The organism is Cupriavidus sp. D384 (assembly GCF_001652915.1).
Taxonomy (GTDB): Bacteria; Pseudomonadota; Gammaproteobacteria; order Burkholderiales; family Burkholderiaceae; genus Cupriavidus.
On record NZ_BBQI01000009.1, the window covers coordinates 210,723 to 229,198 of the forward strand.

Annotated in this window: 17 protein-coding genes; 6 read left to right on the forward strand and 11 right to left on the reverse strand. The window is 65.3% G+C overall.

Translation table 11 applies throughout. The annotated features are described in order from the left end of the window. Window positions 1-42 precede the first annotated feature (42 nt). The 5 genes from holA to A9J21_RS04365 form a co-directional block, all read right to left on the reverse strand. A complete protein-coding gene (gene holA / locus A9J21_RS04345) occupies window positions 43-1,113 on the reverse strand; it encodes a DNA polymerase III subunit delta (protein WP_066732260.1) in 1,071 nt (356 codons plus the stop codon). Between the two features lie 43 nt (window positions 1,114-1,156). Next, a complete protein-coding gene (gene lptE, locus A9J21_RS04350) occupies window positions 1,157-1,672 on the reverse strand; it encodes an LPS assembly lipoprotein LptE (protein ID WP_066732262.1) in 516 nt (171 codons plus the stop codon). 26 nt (window positions 1,673-1,698) lie between these two features. Further along, the gene (leuS, locus tag A9J21_RS04355) at window positions 1,699-4,320 is read right to left on the reverse strand and encodes a leucine--tRNA ligase (protein WP_066732502.1); all 2,622 of its coding nucleotides are present in this window, start codon (window positions 4,318-4,320) and stop codon (window positions 1,699-1,701) included. A 176-nt stretch (window positions 4,321-4,496) separates the two neighbouring features. Next, window positions 4,497-5,294: a 4-hydroxy-tetrahydrodipicolinate reductase gene (dapB, locus tag A9J21_RS04360; RefSeq protein WP_066732264.1), complete on the reverse strand. Its 798-nt coding sequence runs from the start codon at window positions 5,292-5,294 to the stop codon at window positions 4,497-4,499. 104 nt (window positions 5,295-5,398) lie between these two features. Continuing rightward, entirely contained in the window at window positions 5,399-6,013 is a 615-nt protein-coding gene (locus tag A9J21_RS04365) for an outer membrane protein assembly factor BamE (RefSeq protein WP_066732266.1), read from the reverse strand. A gap of 200 nt (window positions 6,014-6,213) precedes the next feature. Here A9J21_RS04365 and fur point away from each other — a divergent pair, with 200 nt between their 5' ends. Beyond that, the gene (gene fur, locus A9J21_RS04370) at window positions 6,214-6,645 is read left to right on the forward strand and encodes a ferric iron uptake transcriptional regulator (RefSeq protein WP_066732268.1); all 432 of its coding nucleotides are present in this window, start codon (window positions 6,214-6,216) and stop codon (window positions 6,643-6,645) included. 100 nt (window positions 6,646-6,745) lie between these two features. Here the strand turns inward: fur and A9J21_RS04375 are convergent, their stop codons facing one another. Further along, the gene (locus A9J21_RS04375; protein WP_066732270.1) at window positions 6,746-7,753 is read right to left on the reverse strand and encodes a LysR family transcriptional regulator; all 1,008 of its coding nucleotides are present in this window, start codon (window positions 7,751-7,753) and stop codon (window positions 6,746-6,748) included. Window positions 7,754-8,045: 292 nt separating this feature from the next. On the opposite strand from A9J21_RS04375, the gene A9J21_RS04380 reads away from it, so the two are divergent. Continuing rightward, window positions 8,046-8,642 (forward strand): flavin reductase family protein, encoded by a 597-nt coding sequence (locus tag A9J21_RS04380; RefSeq protein ID WP_066732271.1) that lies wholly within the window; start codon window positions 8,046-8,048, stop codon window positions 8,640-8,642. Between the two features lie 64 nt (window positions 8,643-8,706). Here the strand turns inward: A9J21_RS04380 and gap are convergent, their stop codons facing one another. Together gap and tkt are read right to left on the reverse strand one after the other, a co-directional pair. Next, window positions 8,707-9,705 (reverse strand): type I glyceraldehyde-3-phosphate dehydrogenase, encoded by a 999-nt coding sequence (gene gap, locus A9J21_RS04385; protein ID WP_066732272.1) that lies wholly within the window; start codon window positions 9,703-9,705, stop codon window positions 8,707-8,709. Between the two features lie 85 nt (window positions 9,706-9,790). After that, the gene (tkt, locus tag A9J21_RS04390; RefSeq protein WP_066732274.1) at window positions 9,791-11,827 is read right to left on the reverse strand and encodes a transketolase; all 2,037 of its coding nucleotides are present in this window, start codon (window positions 11,825-11,827) and stop codon (window positions 9,791-9,793) included. 106 nt (window positions 11,828-11,933) lie between these two features. Between tkt and A9J21_RS04395 the strand changes: the two genes are divergently transcribed. The 4 genes from A9J21_RS04395 to A9J21_RS04410 all read left to right on the forward strand — a co-directional run bounded on the left by A9J21_RS04395 (window position 11,934) and on the right by A9J21_RS04410 (window position 14,670). After that, window positions 11,934-12,800, forward strand: a complete 867-nt coding sequence (locus A9J21_RS04395) for a spermidine synthase (RefSeq protein ID WP_231906799.1) — start codon at window positions 11,934-11,936, stop codon at window positions 12,798-12,800. Window positions 12,801-12,862: 62 nt separating this feature from the next. Further along, window positions 12,863-13,297, forward strand: coding sequence for a glyoxalase/bleomycin resistance/extradiol dioxygenase family protein (locus A9J21_RS04400; RefSeq protein WP_066732276.1), 435 nt, complete (start codon window positions 12,863-12,865; stop codon window positions 13,295-13,297). Next, window positions 13,297-14,040 carry a 16S rRNA (uracil(1498)-N(3))-methyltransferase gene (locus tag A9J21_RS04405; protein WP_066732278.1) on the forward strand — a complete coding sequence of 248 codons (744 nt, stop codon included), beginning with the start codon at window positions 13,297-13,299 and terminating at the stop codon, window positions 14,038-14,040. Before A9J21_RS04400 ends, A9J21_RS04405 begins: the two co-directional genes overlap by 1 nt. A 15-nt stretch (window positions 14,041-14,055) precedes the next feature. Then, window positions 14,056-14,670 carry a YidB family protein gene (locus A9J21_RS04410; protein ID WP_066732279.1) on the forward strand — a complete coding sequence of 205 codons (615 nt, stop codon included), beginning with the start codon at window positions 14,056-14,058 and terminating at the stop codon, window positions 14,668-14,670. A gap of 89 nt (window positions 14,671-14,759) precedes the next feature. Here the strand turns inward: A9J21_RS04410 and A9J21_RS04415 are convergent, their stop codons facing one another. The 3 genes from A9J21_RS04415 to A9J21_RS04425 form a co-directional block, all read right to left on the reverse strand. Then, window positions 14,760-15,368, reverse strand: a complete 609-nt coding sequence (locus A9J21_RS04415) for a barstar family protein (protein ID WP_066732280.1) — start codon at window positions 15,366-15,368, stop codon at window positions 14,760-14,762. Then, complete coding sequence (locus tag A9J21_RS04420) at window positions 15,365-15,712, reverse strand: ribonuclease domain-containing protein (RefSeq protein WP_066732504.1); 348 nt, start codon at window positions 15,710-15,712, stop codon at window positions 15,365-15,367. Before A9J21_RS04420 ends, A9J21_RS04415 begins: the two co-directional genes overlap by 4 nt. A 429-nt stretch (window positions 15,713-16,141) precedes the next feature. Continuing rightward, complete coding sequence (locus A9J21_RS04425) at window positions 16,142-18,466, reverse strand: NADP-dependent malic enzyme (protein ID WP_066732281.1); 2,325 nt, start codon at window positions 18,464-18,466, stop codon at window positions 16,142-16,144. Between the last annotated feature and the right edge of the window lie 10 nt (window positions 18,467-18,476).

Genomic DNA, 18,476 nt, shown 5'->3' on the forward strand with positions numbered 1-18,476 from the left:
GCCGGCAGTATTCTGGTTGGTGCGCTGCCTGGGTCCGGGACGTCAGGCTGGCCGCGCGATCAGCAGCGCCAGCTGCAGCAGGCCGTCCCACGGCTCGGCTGGCAGGCTGCCCGCCGCACCGCCCGCGCCTGGCAGGTCGGCCAGGCCCTTGACCTGGCGGTCCAGCCGCGCGGCCATGGCCAGCGCAGCCTCCAGTTGCGGCATCGACAGCCGTTGCGCAGCCTGTGGCACCAGGCGCTCGCGCGGGCCCCAGACGCGCAGTTCGCGCATCAGAACGCCCGCCGGCTTGCCGGCCGCCAGCCCTTGCCGGACCTTGGATAATACGCGAATTTCCTCGGTCAGCGCCCACAGCACCAGCACCGTGGCCTCGCCCTCGCCACGCAGCCCCTCGAGCATGCGCGTCAGGCGCGGCACATCGCCGCCGAGCATCGCCTCGGACAGCTTGAATACGTCGTAACGGGCCACATTCAGCACCGCATCGTGAACCTGGTCGAACGTCAGTACGCCGGCCGGGTACAGCAGGCCGAGCTTCTGGATTTCCTGGTGCGCGGCAAGCAGGTTGCCCTCCACCTTGTCGGCGATGAACTGCAGCGAGCGCCGGCCAGGCTCGCCCGGTTCCACGCGCTGCTGCTGCAGGGCCAGGCGTTCGCCCACCCAGGCGGGCAGCCGCGTGCGGTCCACGGCATCCACCTTGATCGATACCCCGGCCGATTCCAGCGCCTGGAACCAGGCCGATTTCGACGTGGCGAAGTCGAGCCGCGGCAGCGTGACCAGCATCACGACATCGGGCGACGGCTGGGCCGCCACGGCGCGCAACGCCTCGCCGCCGTCCTTGCCGGGCTTGCCAGACGGCACACGCAGTTCCACGATCTTGCGATCACCGAACAGCGACATCGACTGCTGGGCCTCGGTGACCTGGCCCCACTGGAAACCGCGCTCGGCCACCAGCACCTCGCGCTCGGTGTAGCCCGATTCCCGCGCGGCGCGGCGCAGGCGGTCCACCGCCTCGAGCACCAGCAGGTGCTCGTCGCCATGCACCACGTAGAGCGGCGCCAGGCCCCTGGCCTGTGCCTGCTTCAGGTGTGCATCGAGTCCGTCGAGCTTGAGCTGCATCGTATTGCCCTGTGCCTGCGATCCGGTCTGCGCGAAGCCGCGCTCAGATCGCCTTGACCGACGCCAGGCGGCGCATCAGCTGCTGCACGATGTCCTTCTGCATGTCGCGGTACAGCTGTTGCTCTTCGTAGTCCTTGGCCAGCGTATTGGCTTCGTTGTACGTCAGGTCGCGGGTCAGGACCAGCGTCGACGGAGCGATCAGTTCCTTGCCCGCAGCATCGCGCAGCCGGAAGCTGAAGCGCTGCGTCAGCCGGTATTCGCGCACCACGCCCTGGGCCGTGATCGACAGGATCGACTTGCCGCGCGTATCGGCCAGCACGTCCAGCACCGCGTCCGCTTCCTCGCGCTCCTCCACGACCTTGGTGTCCGAGCCGTTGCGGATATTGCGGCGCAGGTCCGCCCCCATCAGCGTACCGGCCGGAATGCCGATGTAGAGCCGCTTGAACGCGAAATCGGCGTTCCCGCGCATGTGAAAGCCGCAGCCGGCCAGCAAGCCGGCCGCCGCCATTGCAGCACCGATGGCGAGAAATCCGCGGCGTCCCATGTCCGGTCGATCCATTGCTTGTGTCTTCCTGGCTATGTGGCTCAGAGCACCACGTTGACGAGCCGGCCCGGCACCACCACGATCTTCTTGGGCGCGGCGCCATTGGCAAACTTCGCCACGGTTTCGCTGCCGGCGGCCACGGCCTCGATGGCGGCGCGGTCGGCATCGGCCGGCACCGTCAGGCTGCCACGGACCTTGCCGTTGATCTGCAGCACCAGTTCGATCTCCGTGCGGACCAGGGCGCCTTCGTCCACCTGGGGCCAGGCCGCGTCGAGGATGTCGCCGGCTTCGGTCGCGTAACCGAGTTCGGCCCACAGGCCGTGCGCGATATGCGGGACCACCGGATACAGCACCCGCAGCAGGATGCTGAAGCCTTCGCGGCGCGCGGCCGGCGACGCCGCCTTGGCGTCTTCCAGCGCATTCAGCATCTTCATCGTAGCCGACACGACGGTGTTGTACTGGATCCGCTCGTAGTCGTAGTTGGCCTGCTTGAGCACCGTGTACAGGTCGCGGCGCAGATCGGCATCGGCGGCCGTGGGCTGCGTGCCCGCGCCGTCACGAATCGCCTGGGCGTTGGCGTAGCCATAGTTCCACACGCGACGCAGGAAGCGCGACGCGCCCTCCACGCCCGAACCGCTCCACTCGAGCTGCTGCTCGGGCGGGGCGGCGAACATCACGAACAGGCGCGCGGTATCGGCGCCATGCAGGTCGATCAGCGCCTGCGGGTCGATGCCGTTGTTCTTCGACTTCGACATCTTTTCCACGCCGCCGATCACCACGGGCTGGCCGTCGGCCTTCAGCGTGGCGCCCAGCGGACGGCCGCGCTCGTCGGTCTGCACGTCGACCTCGGCCGGGTTGTACCAGGTCTTCTTGCCCGACGCGTCTTCACGGTAGAACGTCTCGTTCAGCACCATGCCCTGCGTGAGCAGGTTCGTGAACGGCTCGTCGAACTTGACCAGGCCCATGTCGCGCATGACCTTGGTCCAGAAACGCGCGTACAACAGGTGCAGGATCGCGTGCTCGATGCCGCCGATGTACTGGTCCATCGGCATCCAGTAGTCATTGCGGCCATCCACCATCGTGCCGGCATCGGGGCACGTATAGCGCATGTAGTACCAGCACGAGTCGATGAACGTGTCCATCGTGTCGGTCTCGCGGCGGGCCGGCTTGCCGCACGACGGGCAGGAGCACTCAAGGAAGCGCGGGTCCTTGTTCAGCGGGTTGCCGGTGCCATCCGGCACCAGGTCTTCCGGCAGCACCACGGGCAGGTCCTTCTCGGGCACCGGCACCACGCCGCAGCTATCGCAATGGATCAGCGGAATCGGCGTGCCCCAGTAGCGCTGGCGAGAGATGCCCCAGTCGCGCAGGCGCCAGGTCACCTTCTTCTCGCCCACGCCCTTGGCGGCCAGATCGGCGGAAATCGCGTCGACGGCAGCCTGATAGCCCATGCCATCGTACTTGCCGCTGTTCACGCAGGTGCCGTGTTCCTTGTCGCCGTACCATTCCTGCCAGGCATCGGTCGAATACGGCTGGCCCTTGACGTCGATGACCTGCCTGATCGGCAGGCTGTACTTCTTCGCAAACGCAAAGTCGCGCTCGTCATGCGACGGCACGCCCATCACGGCACCATCGCCGTAGCTCATCAGCACGTAGTTGCCGACCCACACGTCCACCTGCTCGCCGGTCAGCGGATGCGTGACCTTCAGCCCGGTGGGCATGCCCTTCTTCTCCATGGTCGCCATGTCGGCTTCCATGACCGAACCGTGCTTGCATTCGTCGATGAACGCAGCCAGTTCCGGGTTGTTCGCGGCGGCGTGCGTGGCAAGCGGGTGCTCGGCGGCCACGGCGCAGAACGTGACACCCATGATGGTGTCGGCGCGCGTGGTGAACACGAACAGCTTGCCGTCATTGATCAGCTTGCCGTCGGCACCCTGGATCTGGTGCGGGAAGGCAAAGCGCACGCCCTCGCTGCGGCCGATCCAGTTCTGCTGCATGATCTTGACGCGCTCGGGCCAGCCCAGGCCGTCCAGGTCGCTCAGCAGTTCCTGCGCGTAGTCGGTGATGCGCAGGTAGTACATCGGGATTTCGCGTTTTTCGACCACCGCGCCCGAACGCCAGCCACGGCCATCGATCACCTGCTCGTTTGCCAGCACGGTCTGGTCCACGGGGTCCCAGTTCACGGTGCCGGTCTTGCGGTAGGCGATGCCCTTTTCAAGCATCTTCAGGAACAGCCACTGGTTCCAGCGGTAGTACTCGGGGCTGCAGGTGGCAACCTCGCGCGACCAGTCGATCGCCAGGCCCATCGACTGCATCTGCTTCTTCATGTAAGCGATGTTGTCGTAGGTCCAGGCGGCCGGCGCCACCTTGTTGTTCAGCGCGGCGTTTTCCGCCGGCATGCCAAACGCATCCCAGCCCATCGGCATCAGCACGTTGCGGCCGTTCATGCGCAGGTAGCGCGCCATCACGTCGTTGATGGTGTAGTTGCGCACGTGGCCCATGTGCAGCTTGCCCGACGGATACGGCAGCATCGAGCAGGCGTAGAACTTCTGCTTTTCCTTGCCGTCTGGCCCGACCGCGTGCTCCGATACCTTGTAGGCATCGATCGCTTGCCAGTGCTGCTGGGCGGCTTGTTCAACGGCGGACGGAAGATATTTGTCTTGCATGGTCGGGACGACGGTCAGGGCAACGGTCACGCGCGGCGACTGGCGCGCCGGACGGCCGGGGGGATCGGATAGGCGAAAGAGACGATTATAACCGTGGCCGACCATGATTCCGGCCCGCCACGGTGGCGCCAAAAGGCGCAAACGGCCCGCCAGGGCGAGCCGCGAAAAACTGCGCGTTATTTCAGGCCCAGCACATCCTGCATGTCGAACAGGCCGCTGGGCTTGTCGGCCAGGAAGCGGGCGGCGCGCACCGCCCCATCGGCATACGACTGGCGGCTCGACGACTTGTGGCTGATCTCGATCCGCTCGCCGATGCCGGCGAACAGCACGGTGTGGTCGCCCACGATGTCGCCGCCGCGGATGGTGGCGAAACCGATCGAGTTCGGATCGCGCGGGCCCGTGTGGCCTTCGCGGGCGTACACGGCGCAATCGTCGAGGTTACGGCCAAGGGCACCGGCAATCACTTCACCCATCGTCAGCGCGGTGCCCGACGGGGCATCGACCTTGTGACGATGATGCGCTTCGATCACTTCGATGTCGTAGCCGGTCGAGAGCAGCTTGGCCGCCACTTCGAGCAGCTTGAACGTGGCGTTGACGCCTACGCTGAAGTTCGACGCGAACACCACGCCGATCAACTTGGCCGCATCGGCCAAGGCCTGCTTGCCGGCAGCGTCAAACCCCGTGGTACCAACCACGATCTTCTTGCCAAGGCGCTTTGCCACGTCGAGGTGGGCCAGCGTGCCTTCGGGGCGCGTGAAGTCGATCAGGCAATCGGCGGCGCCAAGCACGGCCTCGATATCGGACGAGATCTTGATGCCCGTCGCACGGCCCAGGAACATGGCGGCATCCTGGCCCAGCGCGGGCGACGATGCATGCTCCAGTGCGCCCGCGAGCGTGACGCCGTCGGTGTCCAGAACGGTTTCGATCAGCATGCGGCCCATGCGGCCGGAGGCACCTGCGATGGCGATTTTCATGGCGTGGCGTTGCGGTGTCGGAAAGACTGGGAAGACTGCAACCCGGCCAGACGGGCCGGGCGCACGAATGCGATTGGCGGCAACCGGCGGGAGCCGGTTCCGGGTCAGCTGGCCGGTTTGTCCGGGGTGGCGCTCGTGGCCGGCGCCTGGACGGCCGGTTCGGAGGCCGGAGGCGTCGATTCAGCCGCCGGTGCCGGCGCCGCCTCGGGTGCCGAGGCGGGAGCGGCGGCAGGTGCGGAAGCGTCCTTCGGCGCGCTGGCGCTGGCCGTCGCCACGCCGATCTTCTGGTTGCGCTGTGCAGCCTTCATGCCGTCAATTTCGGCAATCAGCTCGTATTCCGACGGCAAATCGTCGCCCTGCCACTTCACCAGCTTGTCCTCGTCAAAGAACACCGTGAACTTGCGCGACTGCACCACCGGCGTGCTGCCCCGGCGGAACGAGAAATAGTAATCCCAGCGATTGCCGTGGAACACGTCCTGCAGCAGCGGCGTGCCCAGCAGGAAGCGCACCTGGTCGCGCGTCATGCCTTCGCGCAGTTGCGAAGCCGCCTCGCGGGACACGAAGTTACCCTGAACGATGTTGATGCGATATGGCGTAATGGCCTCTGCCACCTTGCGCGACGTGCTGTCGTAGGCCGAGCAGGCGCCCGCCAGCAGTGCGGCGGCCAGCAGGGAAGACACCAGCGCCGGGCGCATGGCGGACGAACGGAATGAACGCATGTATCTCGCTTCCAGACGGGAATGGTTCTGTGCCGGACCCGACGCTCCGCAAAAAAGACGGGGCGGCCGGCACGGCCAGGCGCATCGCGGGTACGCCACCTTGCGGGTGGCGGCCGGGCGCCATGGCACCGGGGCGACTTTTGTCGCCAAAACCCTTATGATTCAACTATCCAGACATTGTACTCTAGGGAGTCACGCCCATGCCGAGTCCGGCGGACCTCAAAAACATCGGCCTCAAGGCGACCGTCCCCCGCCTGAAGATTCTTGAAATCTTCCAGACCAGCGAGCAGCGCCATCTGAGCGCGGAAGACGTCTACCGGATCCTGCTCAACGAGCACATGGATATCGGTCTCGCCACGGTCTATCGCGTTCTGACCCAGTTCGAACAGGCGGGCCTGCTGTCCCGCAACAACTTCGAATCGGGCAAGGCGATTTTCGAACTCAACGAAGGCAAGCACCACGATCACCTGGTGTGTCTGGACTGCGGTCGCGTCGAGGAATTCTTCGACGGCGATATCGAACAGCGCCAGCAAAGCATTGCGCGCGAGCGCGGCTTTGCCCTGCAGGAACATGCGTTGTCGCTGTATGGCAACTGCACCAAGAACGACTGTCCCCACAGACCCAAACGATAAGCCGCGCGGGGCTGGCATGTACCGGCCCCGACCATGCAGGCAACAAAAAACCGGCGCCCTGGCGCCGGTTTTTTGTTGGGCTCGCCGTTTTGCGAGCCGGTTATTCCTGAGGCAGATTGTCCTGTTCGGTCTCGGTCACCACACGGAGATTGCGGGCGGCGGCCGCCACTTGCGGCAGGCCTACGAATTCTCCGACCACCTGACGAAACAGGTGGCGCGCCCAGACCAGCATCGGATGCGTATTGCGGCTGCGATGCCAGAACATGTTCAGGCCCAGCGTCGTGTTCAGCTCGGCCGGCAGCGGGAACGCCTTGAGACCGTAGGTTTCGCAAGCCATGTCCTTGGTCAGCGCATTGACCGTGAAGATCATGTCCGTCTGCGCGGCCAGTTCGGCCTGGGCGCGCCACGAATGCACCGTCAGCGTGGCATTGCGCTTCAGGCCGCGCTGCTGCAGCGCGTAGTCCAGCGGAATCAGCGCCGGCGCCGGACGGCCCGCGCCGCCCGAATGCGCCATGAAGATGTGGCTGCACTCCAGGTATTGCTCCAGGGTGCAATCGTTCTTGAGCAGCGGATGACTCTTGCGGGCGCAGACCCACAGGTTCAGCGACGTCACCATTTCCTCGACGATTTCCGGGTGGCGCGTCGGGAATGGAGAAAATGCCAGGTCCAGTTCGTTGGCGCGCATGGACGCCACGTCACTTTCCCACGAATGCGATTCCACCAGCCGGATATGCAGGTCCGGCGCGAGTTGCTTGATGCGCAGCACGTAACGGTTGAACACCGTATCGCCCAGTTCGGCCGCAAAGCCGATGCTCAGCGTGCCGGTGGCAACTGCCGGGTCGAAATTGTCCGCATCGCCCTCGTTGATGGACGACCACAGATCGAGCATGTCCCGAATCTTCGGACCCAGCTCCAGCGCACGAGGCGTCGGCGTGAGGCCGTGGGGCACACGGATAAAGAGGGGATCGTCGAAGATTTCGCGCAGGCGGCCCAGCGAATGCGACACGGCGGGCGCCGTCATATGCATCTTCTCCGCCACATAAGTGGCGTTCCGCTTGCTCAGCAGCTCGGTAAAAATCACCAGCAGCTTGGTATCCACGTTCACCATGATCAGGCCCGGTTGTAATGTCTCGCGCTTCGATGGCCCCACCACTTTCACTGGCTGCACATCAGATATCAACAGATTCTTCCGAGTGTAAGAGAAAAAAACGGCAGGGAAAAGCAAATTCAGCATTTCTTGCACTACGCCGATTGGTAATCCGCGGATTTTTGACAACTTCGAGACAGATAATGTCAAAAACCCCGACCCTGACGCGTACGAACCCCGCTATATTCACCTGAAGGGGCCCGATCCTGCCTTGCGCCCACGCACATCATCTCGGAATTTTCGGATTCGCATCATGACCTCCCCTCGTCTCGGCGTTGATCTCGCCAAAGCCTATCGGCTGCTCAATCACGGCCCCACGGTACTGGTCAGCGCAGCCCACGACGGCCAGCGCAATATCATGGCGGCCGCCTGGGCCATGCCGCTCGATTTCGCGCCGCCCAAGGTGGCGGTGGTGCTGGACAAGGCCACCTGGACGCGCCAGCTGCTGGAAGCCAGCGGCGAGTTCGCGTTGCAGGTACCCACGGTCAGCCAGGTCGATATCACCCAGGCACTCGGTTCCAGCTCCGGCCTGACGATGCTCGAACAGCAAGGCATCGACAAGTTTGCCGCCTACGGACTGCAGACCTTTGCCGGCAGCCTGGTCGGCGCGCCGTTGCTGGAAGGCTGCGCCGCCTGGCTCGAATGCCGGCTGCTGCCCGAGCCCGCCATCCAGGCCGGCTACGACCTGTTCCTGGGCGAAGTGGTTGCGGCCCATGCCGACAGCCGCGTGTTCAGCGAAGGCCGCTGGCACTTTACCGGCCATGACAGCCTTCGCACCATCCACCATGTGGCGGGCGGACATTTTCTGGTGGATGGCGATGCCGTCGATGCGAAACCGCTGACGCCCTGAACCCGGCACCGGCCAGAAATAAAAAACGCGCCCGAAGGCGCGTTTTTCATGAGGCGATTGCCAATTACTTGGCAACGACACGTGCCATTTCCAGGCACTTGTTCGAATAACCCCATTCGTTGTCGTACCAGCTCACGACCTTGATGAACGTGCCGTCCAGCGCGATACCGGCTTCGGCGTCGAAAATCGAGGTGCGGGCATCGCCGCGGAAGTCCGTGGCAACAACCTTGTCTTCGGTGTAGCCCAGCACGCCCTTCAGCGCGCCCTGGCTCTGGGCCTTCATCTCGGCGCAGATTTCCTCGTACTTTGCCGGGTTTTCCAGTTCGACGGTCAGGTCGACCACCGAAACGTCCGACGTCGGCACGCGGAACGACATACCCGTCAGCTTCTTGTTCAGCTGCGGAATCACCACGCCCACGGCCTTGGCGGCGCCGGTCGACGACGGGATGATGTTTTCCAGGATGCCGCGGCCACCGCGCCAGTCCTTGTTCGACGGGCCGTCAACGGTCTTCTGCGTGGCCGTGGCGGCGTGCACGGTCGTCATCAGGCCGCGCTTGATGCCCCACTTGTCGTTCAGCACCTTGGCCACCGGGGCCAGGCAGTTCGTGGTGCAGCTGGCGTTCGAGATGATCGCTTCGCCCTTGTACGACTCGTGGTTCACGCCGTACACGAACATCGGGGTGTCGTCCTTCGACGGGGCCGACATGATCACCTTCTTGGCGCCGGCGTCGATGTGCTTCTGCGCGCCTTCCTTGGTCAGGAAGATGCCGGTCGATTCGATGACCACGTCCGCACCGACTTCGCCCCACTTCAGTTCCGACGGATCCTTCACGGCGGTCAGGCGGATCTTCTTGCCGTTCACGACCAGCGTGTTGCCTTCCACCGACACTTCGCCGTCGAAGCGGCCATGGACCGAGTCGTACTTCAGCATGTAGGCCAGGTAGTCCGGCTCCAGCAGGTCGTTGATGGCAACGACTTCAATGTCCTTGAAGTTCGCGGCGGCGGCGCGGAACACCATGCGTCCGATACGGCCAAAGCCGTTGATGCCGATCTTGATGGTCATGTCTATCTCCTAGAGTGCAATCGATAAAGCCGGTGGCCGGCGCCGGTCGCCGGCGCATCGCACCGGCTGACCGCGCGGGCGGAAATTACTGGGCGAGCGTGGCGCGAACCGTGTCCGCCACGTTGTCTACCGTGAAGCCGAAGTGCTTGAACAGCACGCCGGCCGGGGCCGATTCACCGAACGTGTCGATGCCGACAACCGCCTGGACCTGGTACTTCCACCAGAAATCGGTCACGCCGGCTTCCACGGCGATACGCGGCACGCCTGCCGGCAGCACGCTGGCCTTGTAGGCGGCGTCCTGCTTGTCGAACACCGTCGTGGCCGGCACCGATACCACGCGCACATGCACGCCTTCGGCGGCCAGCGCATCGGCGGCGCCCACGGCCAGGCCCACTTCCGAGCCCGTCGCCAGGATCACGGCGTCCGGACGCTTGGTGCGCGGGTTCTTCGCATCGCGCAGCACGTAGCCGCCGCGGGCGATGTTGGCACGCGTAACGTCGTCACGCTTCTGGAACGGCAGGTTCTGGCGGCTGAAGATCAGGCAGCTCGGGCCGTCCGTGCGGCGGATCGACTCTGCCCAGGCCACGGCCGTTTCGGTCGTGTCGGCGGTACGCCATACGTCCATGTTCGGAATCAGGCGCAGGCTGGCCACGTGCTCGATCGACTGGTGCGTCGGGCCGTCTTCGCCCAGGCCAATCGAATCGTGCGTGAACACAAACAGCGTGCGGATCTTCATCAGCGCGGCCATGCGCAGCGCATTGCGGCTGTAGTCCGAGAACGTCAGGAACGTGGCGCCGTAGGGCACGTAGCCGCCATGCAGCGTGATGCCGTTCATGATGGCGCTCATGCCGAACTCGCGCACACCGTAGTTGATGTGGTTGCCCCAGGCATCGAAGCGCACGGCCTTGGTGCCCGACCAGTTGGTCAGGTTCGAGCCGGTCAGGTCGGCCGAGCCGCCCAGGAACTCCGGCAGCACGGGCGCGAAGGCCTCGATGGTGTTCTGGCTGGCCTTGCGCGTGGCGATGGTCTCGGCCTTTTCCTCGCACTTGGCGATAAAGGCATCGACGGCGGCATCGAACGAACCGGGCAGCTCGCCGCGCATGCGGCGCTTGTATTCACCGGCTTCGTACGGGTGCACTTCGGTGTAGGCGTCGAACAGCGCGTCCCAGGCCTTTTCCAGCGCGCCGCCGGTGGCCTTGGCGTTCCAGGCCGTGTAGACGTCTTCCGGCAGCTCGAACGGGGCGTGGGCCCAGCCCAGCGCCTCGCGCGTGGCCAGCACTTCGGCACCGCCCAGCGGGGCGCCGTGCACGTCATGGCCGCCTTCCTTGTTCGGGGCGCCCTTGCCGATGATCGTGCGGCAGCAGATCAGCGTCGGCTTGTCGCTGGCCTTGGCCTGGGCGATGGCATTGTCCACCGCCACCACATCGTGGCCGTCCACGCCGCGGATCACGTTCCAGCCGTACGCTTCGAAGCGCTTCGGCGTGTCGTCGGCAAACCAGTGCACCACGTCGCCGTCGATCGAGATGCCGTTGTCATCCCACAGTGCGATCAGCTTGTTCAGCTTCAGCGTGCCGGCCAGCGAGCAGGCCTCGTGGCTGATACCTTCCATCAGGCAGCCGTCGCCCATGAACACGTAGGTGTGATGGTTGACGATGTCGAAGCCCGGGCGGTTGAATTCCTCGGCCAGCAGGCGCTCGGCCAGTGCCATGCCCACCGCGTTGGTGATGCCCTGGCCCAGCGGGCCGGTGGTCGTTTCCACGCCCGGGGTGATGCCGTATTCCGGGTGGCCGGCGGTCTTACTGTGCAGCTGGCGGAAATTGCGCAGCTCTTCCACCGGCAAGTCGTAGCCGGTCAGATGCAGCAAGGCATAAATCAGCATCGATCCGTGGCCGTTGGACAGCACGAAGCGGTCGCGGTCGGCCCAGTGCGGATTGACCGGGTTATGCTTCAGGTGCCGCCCCCACAACGCCACGGCGATGTCCGCCATACCCATCGGCGCGCCGGGGTGACCGGAGTTGGCCTGCTGGACGGCATCCATGGCAAGCACGCGGATGGCATCGGCCATCAGCTTGACGGGTTGATTGGCAAAAGGACTGGTGGCGGGATGGACGAGGGCAGACATGCGAGAACCTGACGGCGGGAAAACCGCAATTTTAGCAGAAGCAGGCGGCATTTCCGGGCGCGCAGACGCGGCTCGAAGGGGGTCTCAGACCTGGACCGAATGGCTGGTGCCCGGCGCGGGCACCACGCTGGGCGACATTGCCGTACTGGCGGCGGCGCGCACCCCGCACCAGCAGGTGGAAATTGGCGAGAACGCGCGCTTTGGCCGCATCTTCCGACTGGATGGCCGCGTGATGAGCACCGAAGCCGACGCCTTCATCCAGCACGAACTGATGACCGTGCCGATGGCCGTAGTGCACGGTTCGCCACGTAGCGCACTGGTGGTGGGCGGCGGAGACGGTGGGTCGGCCTTCGAACTGCTGCGAATTCCCACCATGCGGGAAGTGGTGGTGGCCGAACTCGATGCCGAAGTGGTGCGCCTGGCGCGCGAATGGCTGCCCGGCATTCACCGGGGCGCCCTCGACGAACCGGGCGATCCGCGGCTGCATCTAGCGATTGGCGACGGGCTGGGCCTGATGGAAGCGTTTGCGCGCGCCGGGCGGCAGTTCGACCTGATCGTCTACGACCTGACCGAAGCCGACGACGGCAGCCCCGCCGCGGCCCTCTTCTCGCCGCACGGCCTGCAGACGGCGCGGCGCTGCCTGACTGCCGGCGGCGCGATGTCGCTGCATCTGGGCCCGCCCTGGCACCGGCCGGAGGCGGCGCGGCTGCTGCTGTCGCGCCTGCGCCAGGTGTTCAGCAACGTGGCGCCGCTTGCCACCTTCGTGCCGGCGTACGGTGCGTTGTGGGGGATCGCGCTTGCCAGCGATGCGCTGGACATTGCCGCCCATCCGCCGGAGCGCATTGCGGCGCGGCTGCAGCAGTGGAAACTCGATGGCGCGCTGCGGTCGTACCACGCCGGGCTGCACCCGGCGCTGTTCAATCATCCGCGCCATTTGCAGGCGATCTTCGACAGCGCAGGCCGTCCCGCGTAACATGCACAAACGCCCCGCCGCTGCCGTGCGCGCGGGGCCTTCGTGCCATCCGGGAGACCCTCATGTCCAGACCGCCCAACACGCCCTGGCTGACGCCCTATCTCACGGTCGCCAGCGGACGCGCCGCCCTTGATTTCTACCAACGGGCATTCGGCTTCGATGCCGGGCATGTCGTCGATGAGAACGGCGTGCCCACGCACGCCGAAATGCACTACCAGGGCCAGATCGTCATCATGTTCGCGCCCGAGGGCGCATGGGGCAGCACGGCCCGCACGCCGCGCTCGATGGGCGTGGAGGCACCGCAGACGTTCTACCTGTATTGCGAGGATGTCGACGCCATGTACGCGCGGGCCACCGGCGCCGGTGCCACCAGCATCACGCCGCCCGCCGACCAGTTCTGGGGCGACAGATACTGCATGGTCGAAGATCCCGATGGATACCGATGGGGCTTTGCCACGCCGCTGGCCAAGGCTCCGGACGCCAAACCCACCCCCTGATGCCACCCAGATTCTTTGTCGATGCGGCGCTGGCCGCCGATGCCGTACTTGATTTGCCCGAAGCCGTGGTCCGCCATGTGCAGGTGCTGCGCCTGGCCCCCGGCGACGCCATCACGCTGTTCAACGGCCAGGGCGGCAGCCATTCCGCCACGCTCGGCGAGATCGGCAAGCGTCACGCCACGGCGCAGATCGGCGCTCACGAGGCCGCCGAAGCCGAAACCCCGTTCGCGATCACGCTGGTGCAAGGCCTGGCCGGCGGCGACAAGATGGACTGGCTGATCGAAAAGGCCGTGGAACTTGGCGTGGCCGCCATCCAGCCGCTGCAGGCCAGCCGCTCGGTGGTGCGCCTGTCGGGCGACCGGGCGCTCAAGCGGCAGGCGCACTGGCAGGCGCTGGTGCAGGCTGCGTGCGAGCAATGTGGCCGTAATCGCTTGCCGGCGCTGGCGCCGGTCGCTACTTTTGAAGCGTGGCTGGCGGCGGCGCCGGCCACGGGTGCCCGGCTGCTGCTGTCGCCACGCGCCACGGGATCGTTGCCGGATCTGGCCAACGCCCACCGCGACGCCTGGCGCGCCGAAGGCGTGACACTGCTGATCGGCCCCGAGGGGGGACTTTCCCCTGACGAGGAAGACGCCGCGCGGCGGGCCGGTTTTATCGGCGTGTCACTGGGACCGCGCATCCTGCGCACGGAAACGGCCGGGCTGGCTTGCCTGGCAACGCTGAACGCCATCCTTGGCGGATTTTGAGATAAGGAGTCTGAGATGGGACTACTCGATAGCGTACTCGGTGGCGTGCTCGGCCAGCTTGGCGGCCAGCAGCATGAAGGCCAGTCCGGCGGCATCAATCCGAAGCTGATGATGGCCCTGGGCCTGCTGGCAATGCTGGCGATGCGGCACAAGAGCCAGGGCGCCGACGGCAGCGTGGCGCCGGCCGACGCCGGTGACAGCCCGCTGGGCGGACTGGGCGGGCTTGGTGGCCTGGGCGGGGTGCTCGGCGGCATGCTGGGCGGCGGCAGTGCACCGGCACCGGGCGGGCTCGATCTCGGTTCGCTGCTGGGCGGCCTGCTCGGCGGACAAGGCGAAGCCGGCGCATCGGCCCAGGCCATGGGCGCGGCCTCGGGCGGCATTGGCGCGCTGCGCGATATCCTGGCCCAGGCCGGTCTGGGCCAGCAGGTCGACTCCTGGATCGGCACCGGCACCAACCAGGCTGTCAGCGCCAACGACCTGTCGGCCGCGCTGGGCAACACCGGCGCGCTGCAGTCGCTGGCCGAAACCACCGGAATGTCGTCGGACGATGTGGCGGCCAGCCTCAGCGAAGGCCTGCCGGAACTGATCGACCGGCTGACGCCGAACGGCCAGGTACCGCCCGCAGCCTGACACCCCCCTACGTACGGCCGACCAGGCCACAAACAAAAAGCCCGCTGACACCAGCGGGCTTTTTTAGTCGGATAGTCCGTTCGAGACGATCAGGCGAACGAGTAGAACACCCGGAACTGCACCTTGCGCTCGCTCCAGAACTCGGCGGCGTCGCGGAACACGTCCAGCAGCACCTCGCGTGCTTCCTTGTCGAACTTCTGCGCAATCGGCAAGCCTTCGAGCACGATCACGAAACCGGGCTGCGGCCCCGACTTGTGGATCATGTCGGTCAGGCAGTCGGACAAGGCATCGAAATTCTTGCCGAAATGCTTCGGGAACGTGAATTCGGTGGCGATGCGTTCCAGGATCTCGGCCTTGCTGGCGCAGTCGGCACAGTTTGCGTACAGGAAATGCTGATTCAGCGCGGCGGCTGCCTGGGCCAGCTCGGGCACGCGGAATGCGCGGATCGACTGGACGATGTTAGGGCGCACCGTCTTGAACAGATTCATGGCTCCCTCGTTGGTGCCGTCGTCAGCCCATGTAGCCATGACAGGGGCACAGGTGGGCGGAAGTCGGGGCGTCAGATCCTGGCGCGGCATCATCAGCACATTGTCATAAAGGTTCTGGGCCTGATGGTGAGCCCTTTGCCAGCCATCTCCGGCGCCGCGCTCCTCGCGGGCGGCAAGGGCGTCGCCCAATCCGAAAATGTCAGTCATCATTTGGTTATCCGTTTGAAACTGTTGTAGTGGTCTTCCGTGTAATAGCAGTCGTTGGCGGCGCGTTGATCACCACCGCAAACTATCCGCCTGGCTCCCCGATTCCGGCTTTTGCTGTTCTTGACGGTGTATTCGCGGTAATACCCACGAGGCTGCTGCGGCAGGATGCGTTCGTAGTTGCCGAACCGCGAACCATCCTTGTCATACGGGAACGGGCCGCCTGCCTGTATCAGATCCATCGTTTGCCGCGCATCGTTGGGCAACTGCTGTGCCTGGATGGTTCCCACCCCGGACACGTCGGGCGACTGCCTTGCCATCGCGCCTTGCGGCGACAGGGCCAGCGCCATCGACAGCGCCGCGCCGGCCAACACGTGGCCCAGGCTTCGCGCCAGGCTCAGGGACTGCCAATGTGACTGCCGCTGCGACTGGCTTTGTGAAATCCGGGAACCCACGATAGTGAATGAATCGTTGGCGAAAGTTGATGGCGGGTCATTCCGGCATCGCTTCAGTCTCTTTATGGACTCCCAGCGGCTGCCGGCACGCCCAGGCGAGCGTCCGCATTCAAAGCCGTAAGGTTACGCGCAAGTCCATCATTAATCAATCCCCGCACCCCGGCGCCCCGAATTTCCTCAATTGTTTCAACATGTTATTGATATGTGTGCGCATACTAACCGTGCAGACGGCGATCTGACACGGGCATGAAAAAAGCCGGGCGAACCCGGCTCTTGCACCACTTGGCTCCGGCGGCCGCAAATGGCCGCCGGTAAAACGGCCGATCAGGCCTTGGCGGCGGCGTCCACCACCACCAGCGCCGTCATGTTGACGATACGGCGCACCGTTGCCGACGGCGTCAGGATGTGGACCGGCGCCTTCACGCCCAGCAGGATCGGGCCGATGGCAACGTTGTTGCCGGCTGCCACCTTGAGCAGGTTGTACGAAATGTTGGCCGCGTCGATGTTCGGGCAGACCAGCAGGTTGGCTTCGCCCTTGAGCGAGCCATCCGGCACCAGCGAATCGCGGAGCTTTTCGTCCAGCGCGCTGTCGCCGTGCATTTCGCCGTCCACTTCCAGGTCGGGCGCGCGCTCGCGCAGGATGGCCAGCGTGTCGCGCATCTTGCGGGCCGACGGGGCTTCCGACGTACCGAAGTTCGAATGCGACAGCAGGCCAACCTTCGGCTCGATGCCAAAGCGCTTCAGCTCCTCGGCGGCCATCAGCGTGATCTCGGCCAGCTCGGCGGCGGTCGGATCGATGTTGACGTGCGTGTCCACCAGGAAGATCTGGCGGCCCGGCAGCACCAGGCCATTCATCGCGGCGTAGACGCAGTTGGTACCGCCCAGCACCTGGTCGATGTAGCGCAGATGGGCCGCGGTGGTGCTGACCGTACCGCAGATCATGCCGTCGGCCTCGCCCTTCTTGAGCAGCATCGCGCCGATCAGCGTGGTGCGGCGGCGCATTTCCAGCTTGGCGTACTGCTGCGTGATGCCTTCGCGGGCCATCATGCGGTAGTAGGCGTCCGAGTAATCGCGGAAGCGGTCGTCGTGCTCGGGGTTGACCACGGTGAAGTCGACGCCCATGCGCAGGCGCAGGCCGAAGCGTTCGATGCGGTGCGCCAGCACGGCCGGACGGCCGATCAGGATCGGGTTCGCCAGCTTTTCGTCGACGATCACCTGCACGGCACGCAGCACGCGCTCTTCTTCGCCCTCGGCAAAGACGATGCGCTTCTTTTCCATCTCCACCTTGCGCGCGGCCGCATAGATCGGCTTCATCAGCGTGCCCGAGTGGTAGACGAACTGCTGCAGCTGCAGGCGGTAGGCGTCCATGTCCTCGATCGGACGCGCGGCCACGCCCGACTTGGCGGCGGCTTCGGCCACGGCCGGTGCGATCTTGACGATCAGGCGCGGGTCGAACGGCTTCGGGATCAGGTATTCGGGGCCGAACGACAGGTCCTGGATACCGTAGGCCGAGGCCACGATATCGCTCTGTTCCTGGCGCGCCAGCTCCGCCACGGCATTGGCGGCGGCGATCTCCATTTCACGCGTGATCGTGGTGGCGCCGCAATCGAGCGCGCCACGGAAGATGAACGGGAAGCAGAGAACGTTGTTGACCTGGTTCGGGTAGTCGGTACGGCCCGTGGCGATGATGGCGTCCGGACGCACTTCCTTGGCCAGTTCCGGCATGATTTCCGGATTCGGGTTGGCCAGCGCCAGCACCAGCGGGCTCTCGGCCATCTTCTGCACCATCTCGGGCTTCAGCACGCCGGCGGCGGACAGGCCCAGGAAGATGTCGGCGCCATCGATGACTTCGGCCAGCTTGCGCTTGTCGGTCTTCTGCTGGAAGCGCGCCTTTTCCGGGTCCATCAGTTCGGTGCGGCCTTCATAGACCACGCCAGCCAGGTCGGTCACCCAGATGTTCTCGATGGGCAGGCCCATGTCGACGAGCAGGTCCAGGCAGGCCAGCGCGGCCGCGCCAGCGCCCGAGGCCACCAGCTTGACCTTGGAGATGTCCTTGCCCACGACCTTCAGGCCGTTGATGACTGCCGCGCCCACCACGATGGCGGTGCCGTGCTGGTCATCGTGGAAGACGGGAATCTTCATCCGTTCGCGCAGCTTGCGCTCCACGTAGAAGCATTCCGGCGCCTTGATGTCTTCGAGGTTGATACCACCGAACGTCGGCTCCAGCGACGCGATGATGTCCACCAGCTTTTCGGGGTCCTTTTCGTCGATCTCGATGTCAAAGACGTCGATGCCGGCGAACTTCTTGAACAGGCCGCCCTTGCCTTCCATCACCGGCTTCGACGCCGCGGCGCCGATGTCGCCCAGGCCCAGCACGGCGGTACCGTTGGTGATCACGGCCACCAGGTTGCCACGCGCGGTATAGCGGAACGAATTGGCCGGGTCGGCCACGATTTCCTCGCAAGCGGCGGCCACGCCCGGCGAATAGGCCAGGGCCAGGTCGCGCTGGTTCGACAGCGGCTTGGTCGGGGTGACGGAAATCTTTCCGGGGGTCGGAAACTCGTGGTATTCGAGTGCGGCCTTGCGCAGCGCCTCACGCTGCTGCTGTTTCAGATCGTCTTGGGACGGGGACTGCTGAGGGCTTGTCATCTGCGCATCT

Bases quoted from the DNA above. Each gene is read 5' to 3' on its own strand.
- leuS (WP_066732502.1), bottom strand. From the start codon at position 4,320: ATGCAAGACAAATATCTTCCGTCCGCCGTTGAACAAGCCGCCCAGCAG.
- gap (WP_066732272.1), bottom strand. From the start codon at position 9,705: ATGACCATCAAGATCGGCATCAACGGCTTTGGCCGTATCGGACGCATG.
- A9J21_RS04425 (WP_066732281.1), bottom strand. From the start codon at position 18,466: ATGACAAGCCCTCAGCAGTCCCCGTCCCAAGACGATCTGAAACAGCAG.
- A9J21_RS04405 (WP_066732278.1), top strand. From the start codon at position 13,297: ATGCCACCCAGATTCTTTGTCGATGCGGCGCTGGCCGCCGATGCCGTA.
- A9J21_RS04380 (WP_066732271.1), top strand. From the start codon at position 8,046: ATGACCTCCCCTCGTCTCGGCGTTGATCTCGCCAAAGCCTATCGGCTG.
- holA (WP_066732260.1), bottom strand. From the start codon at position 1,113: ATGCAGCTCAAGCTCGACGGACTCGATGCACACCTGAAGCAGGCACAG.
- A9J21_RS04420 (WP_066732504.1), bottom strand. From the start codon at position 15,712: ATGGCGCTGGCCCTGTCGCCGCAAGGCGCGATGGCAAGGCAGTCGCCC.
- tkt (WP_066732274.1), bottom strand. From the start codon at position 11,827: ATGTCTGCCCTCGTCCATCCCGCCACCAGTCCTTTTGCCAATCAACCC.
- A9J21_RS04375 (WP_066732270.1), bottom strand. From the start codon at position 7,753: ATGGTGAACGTGGATACCAAGCTGCTGGTGATTTTTACCGAGCTGCTG.
- A9J21_RS04400 (WP_066732276.1), top strand. From the start codon at position 12,863: ATGTCCAGACCGCCCAACACGCCCTGGCTGACGCCCTATCTCACGGTC.
- A9J21_RS04415 (WP_066732280.1), bottom strand. From the start codon at position 15,368: ATGATGACTGACATTTTCGGATTGGGCGACGCCCTTGCCGCCCGCGAG.
- A9J21_RS04410 (WP_066732279.1), top strand. From the start codon at position 14,056: ATGGGACTACTCGATAGCGTACTCGGTGGCGTGCTCGGCCAGCTTGGC.
- dapB (WP_066732264.1), bottom strand. From the start codon at position 5,294: ATGAAAATCGCCATCGCAGGTGCCTCCGGCCGCATGGGCCGCATGCTG.
- fur (WP_066732268.1), top strand. From the start codon at position 6,214: ATGCCGAGTCCGGCGGACCTCAAAAACATCGGCCTCAAGGCGACCGTC.
- lptE (WP_066732262.1), bottom strand. From the start codon at position 1,672: ATGGATCGACCGGACATGGGACGCCGCGGATTTCTCGCCATCGGTGCT.
- A9J21_RS04365 (WP_066732266.1), bottom strand. From the start codon at position 6,013: ATGCGTTCATTCCGTTCGTCCGCCATGCGCCCGGCGCTGGTGTCTTCC.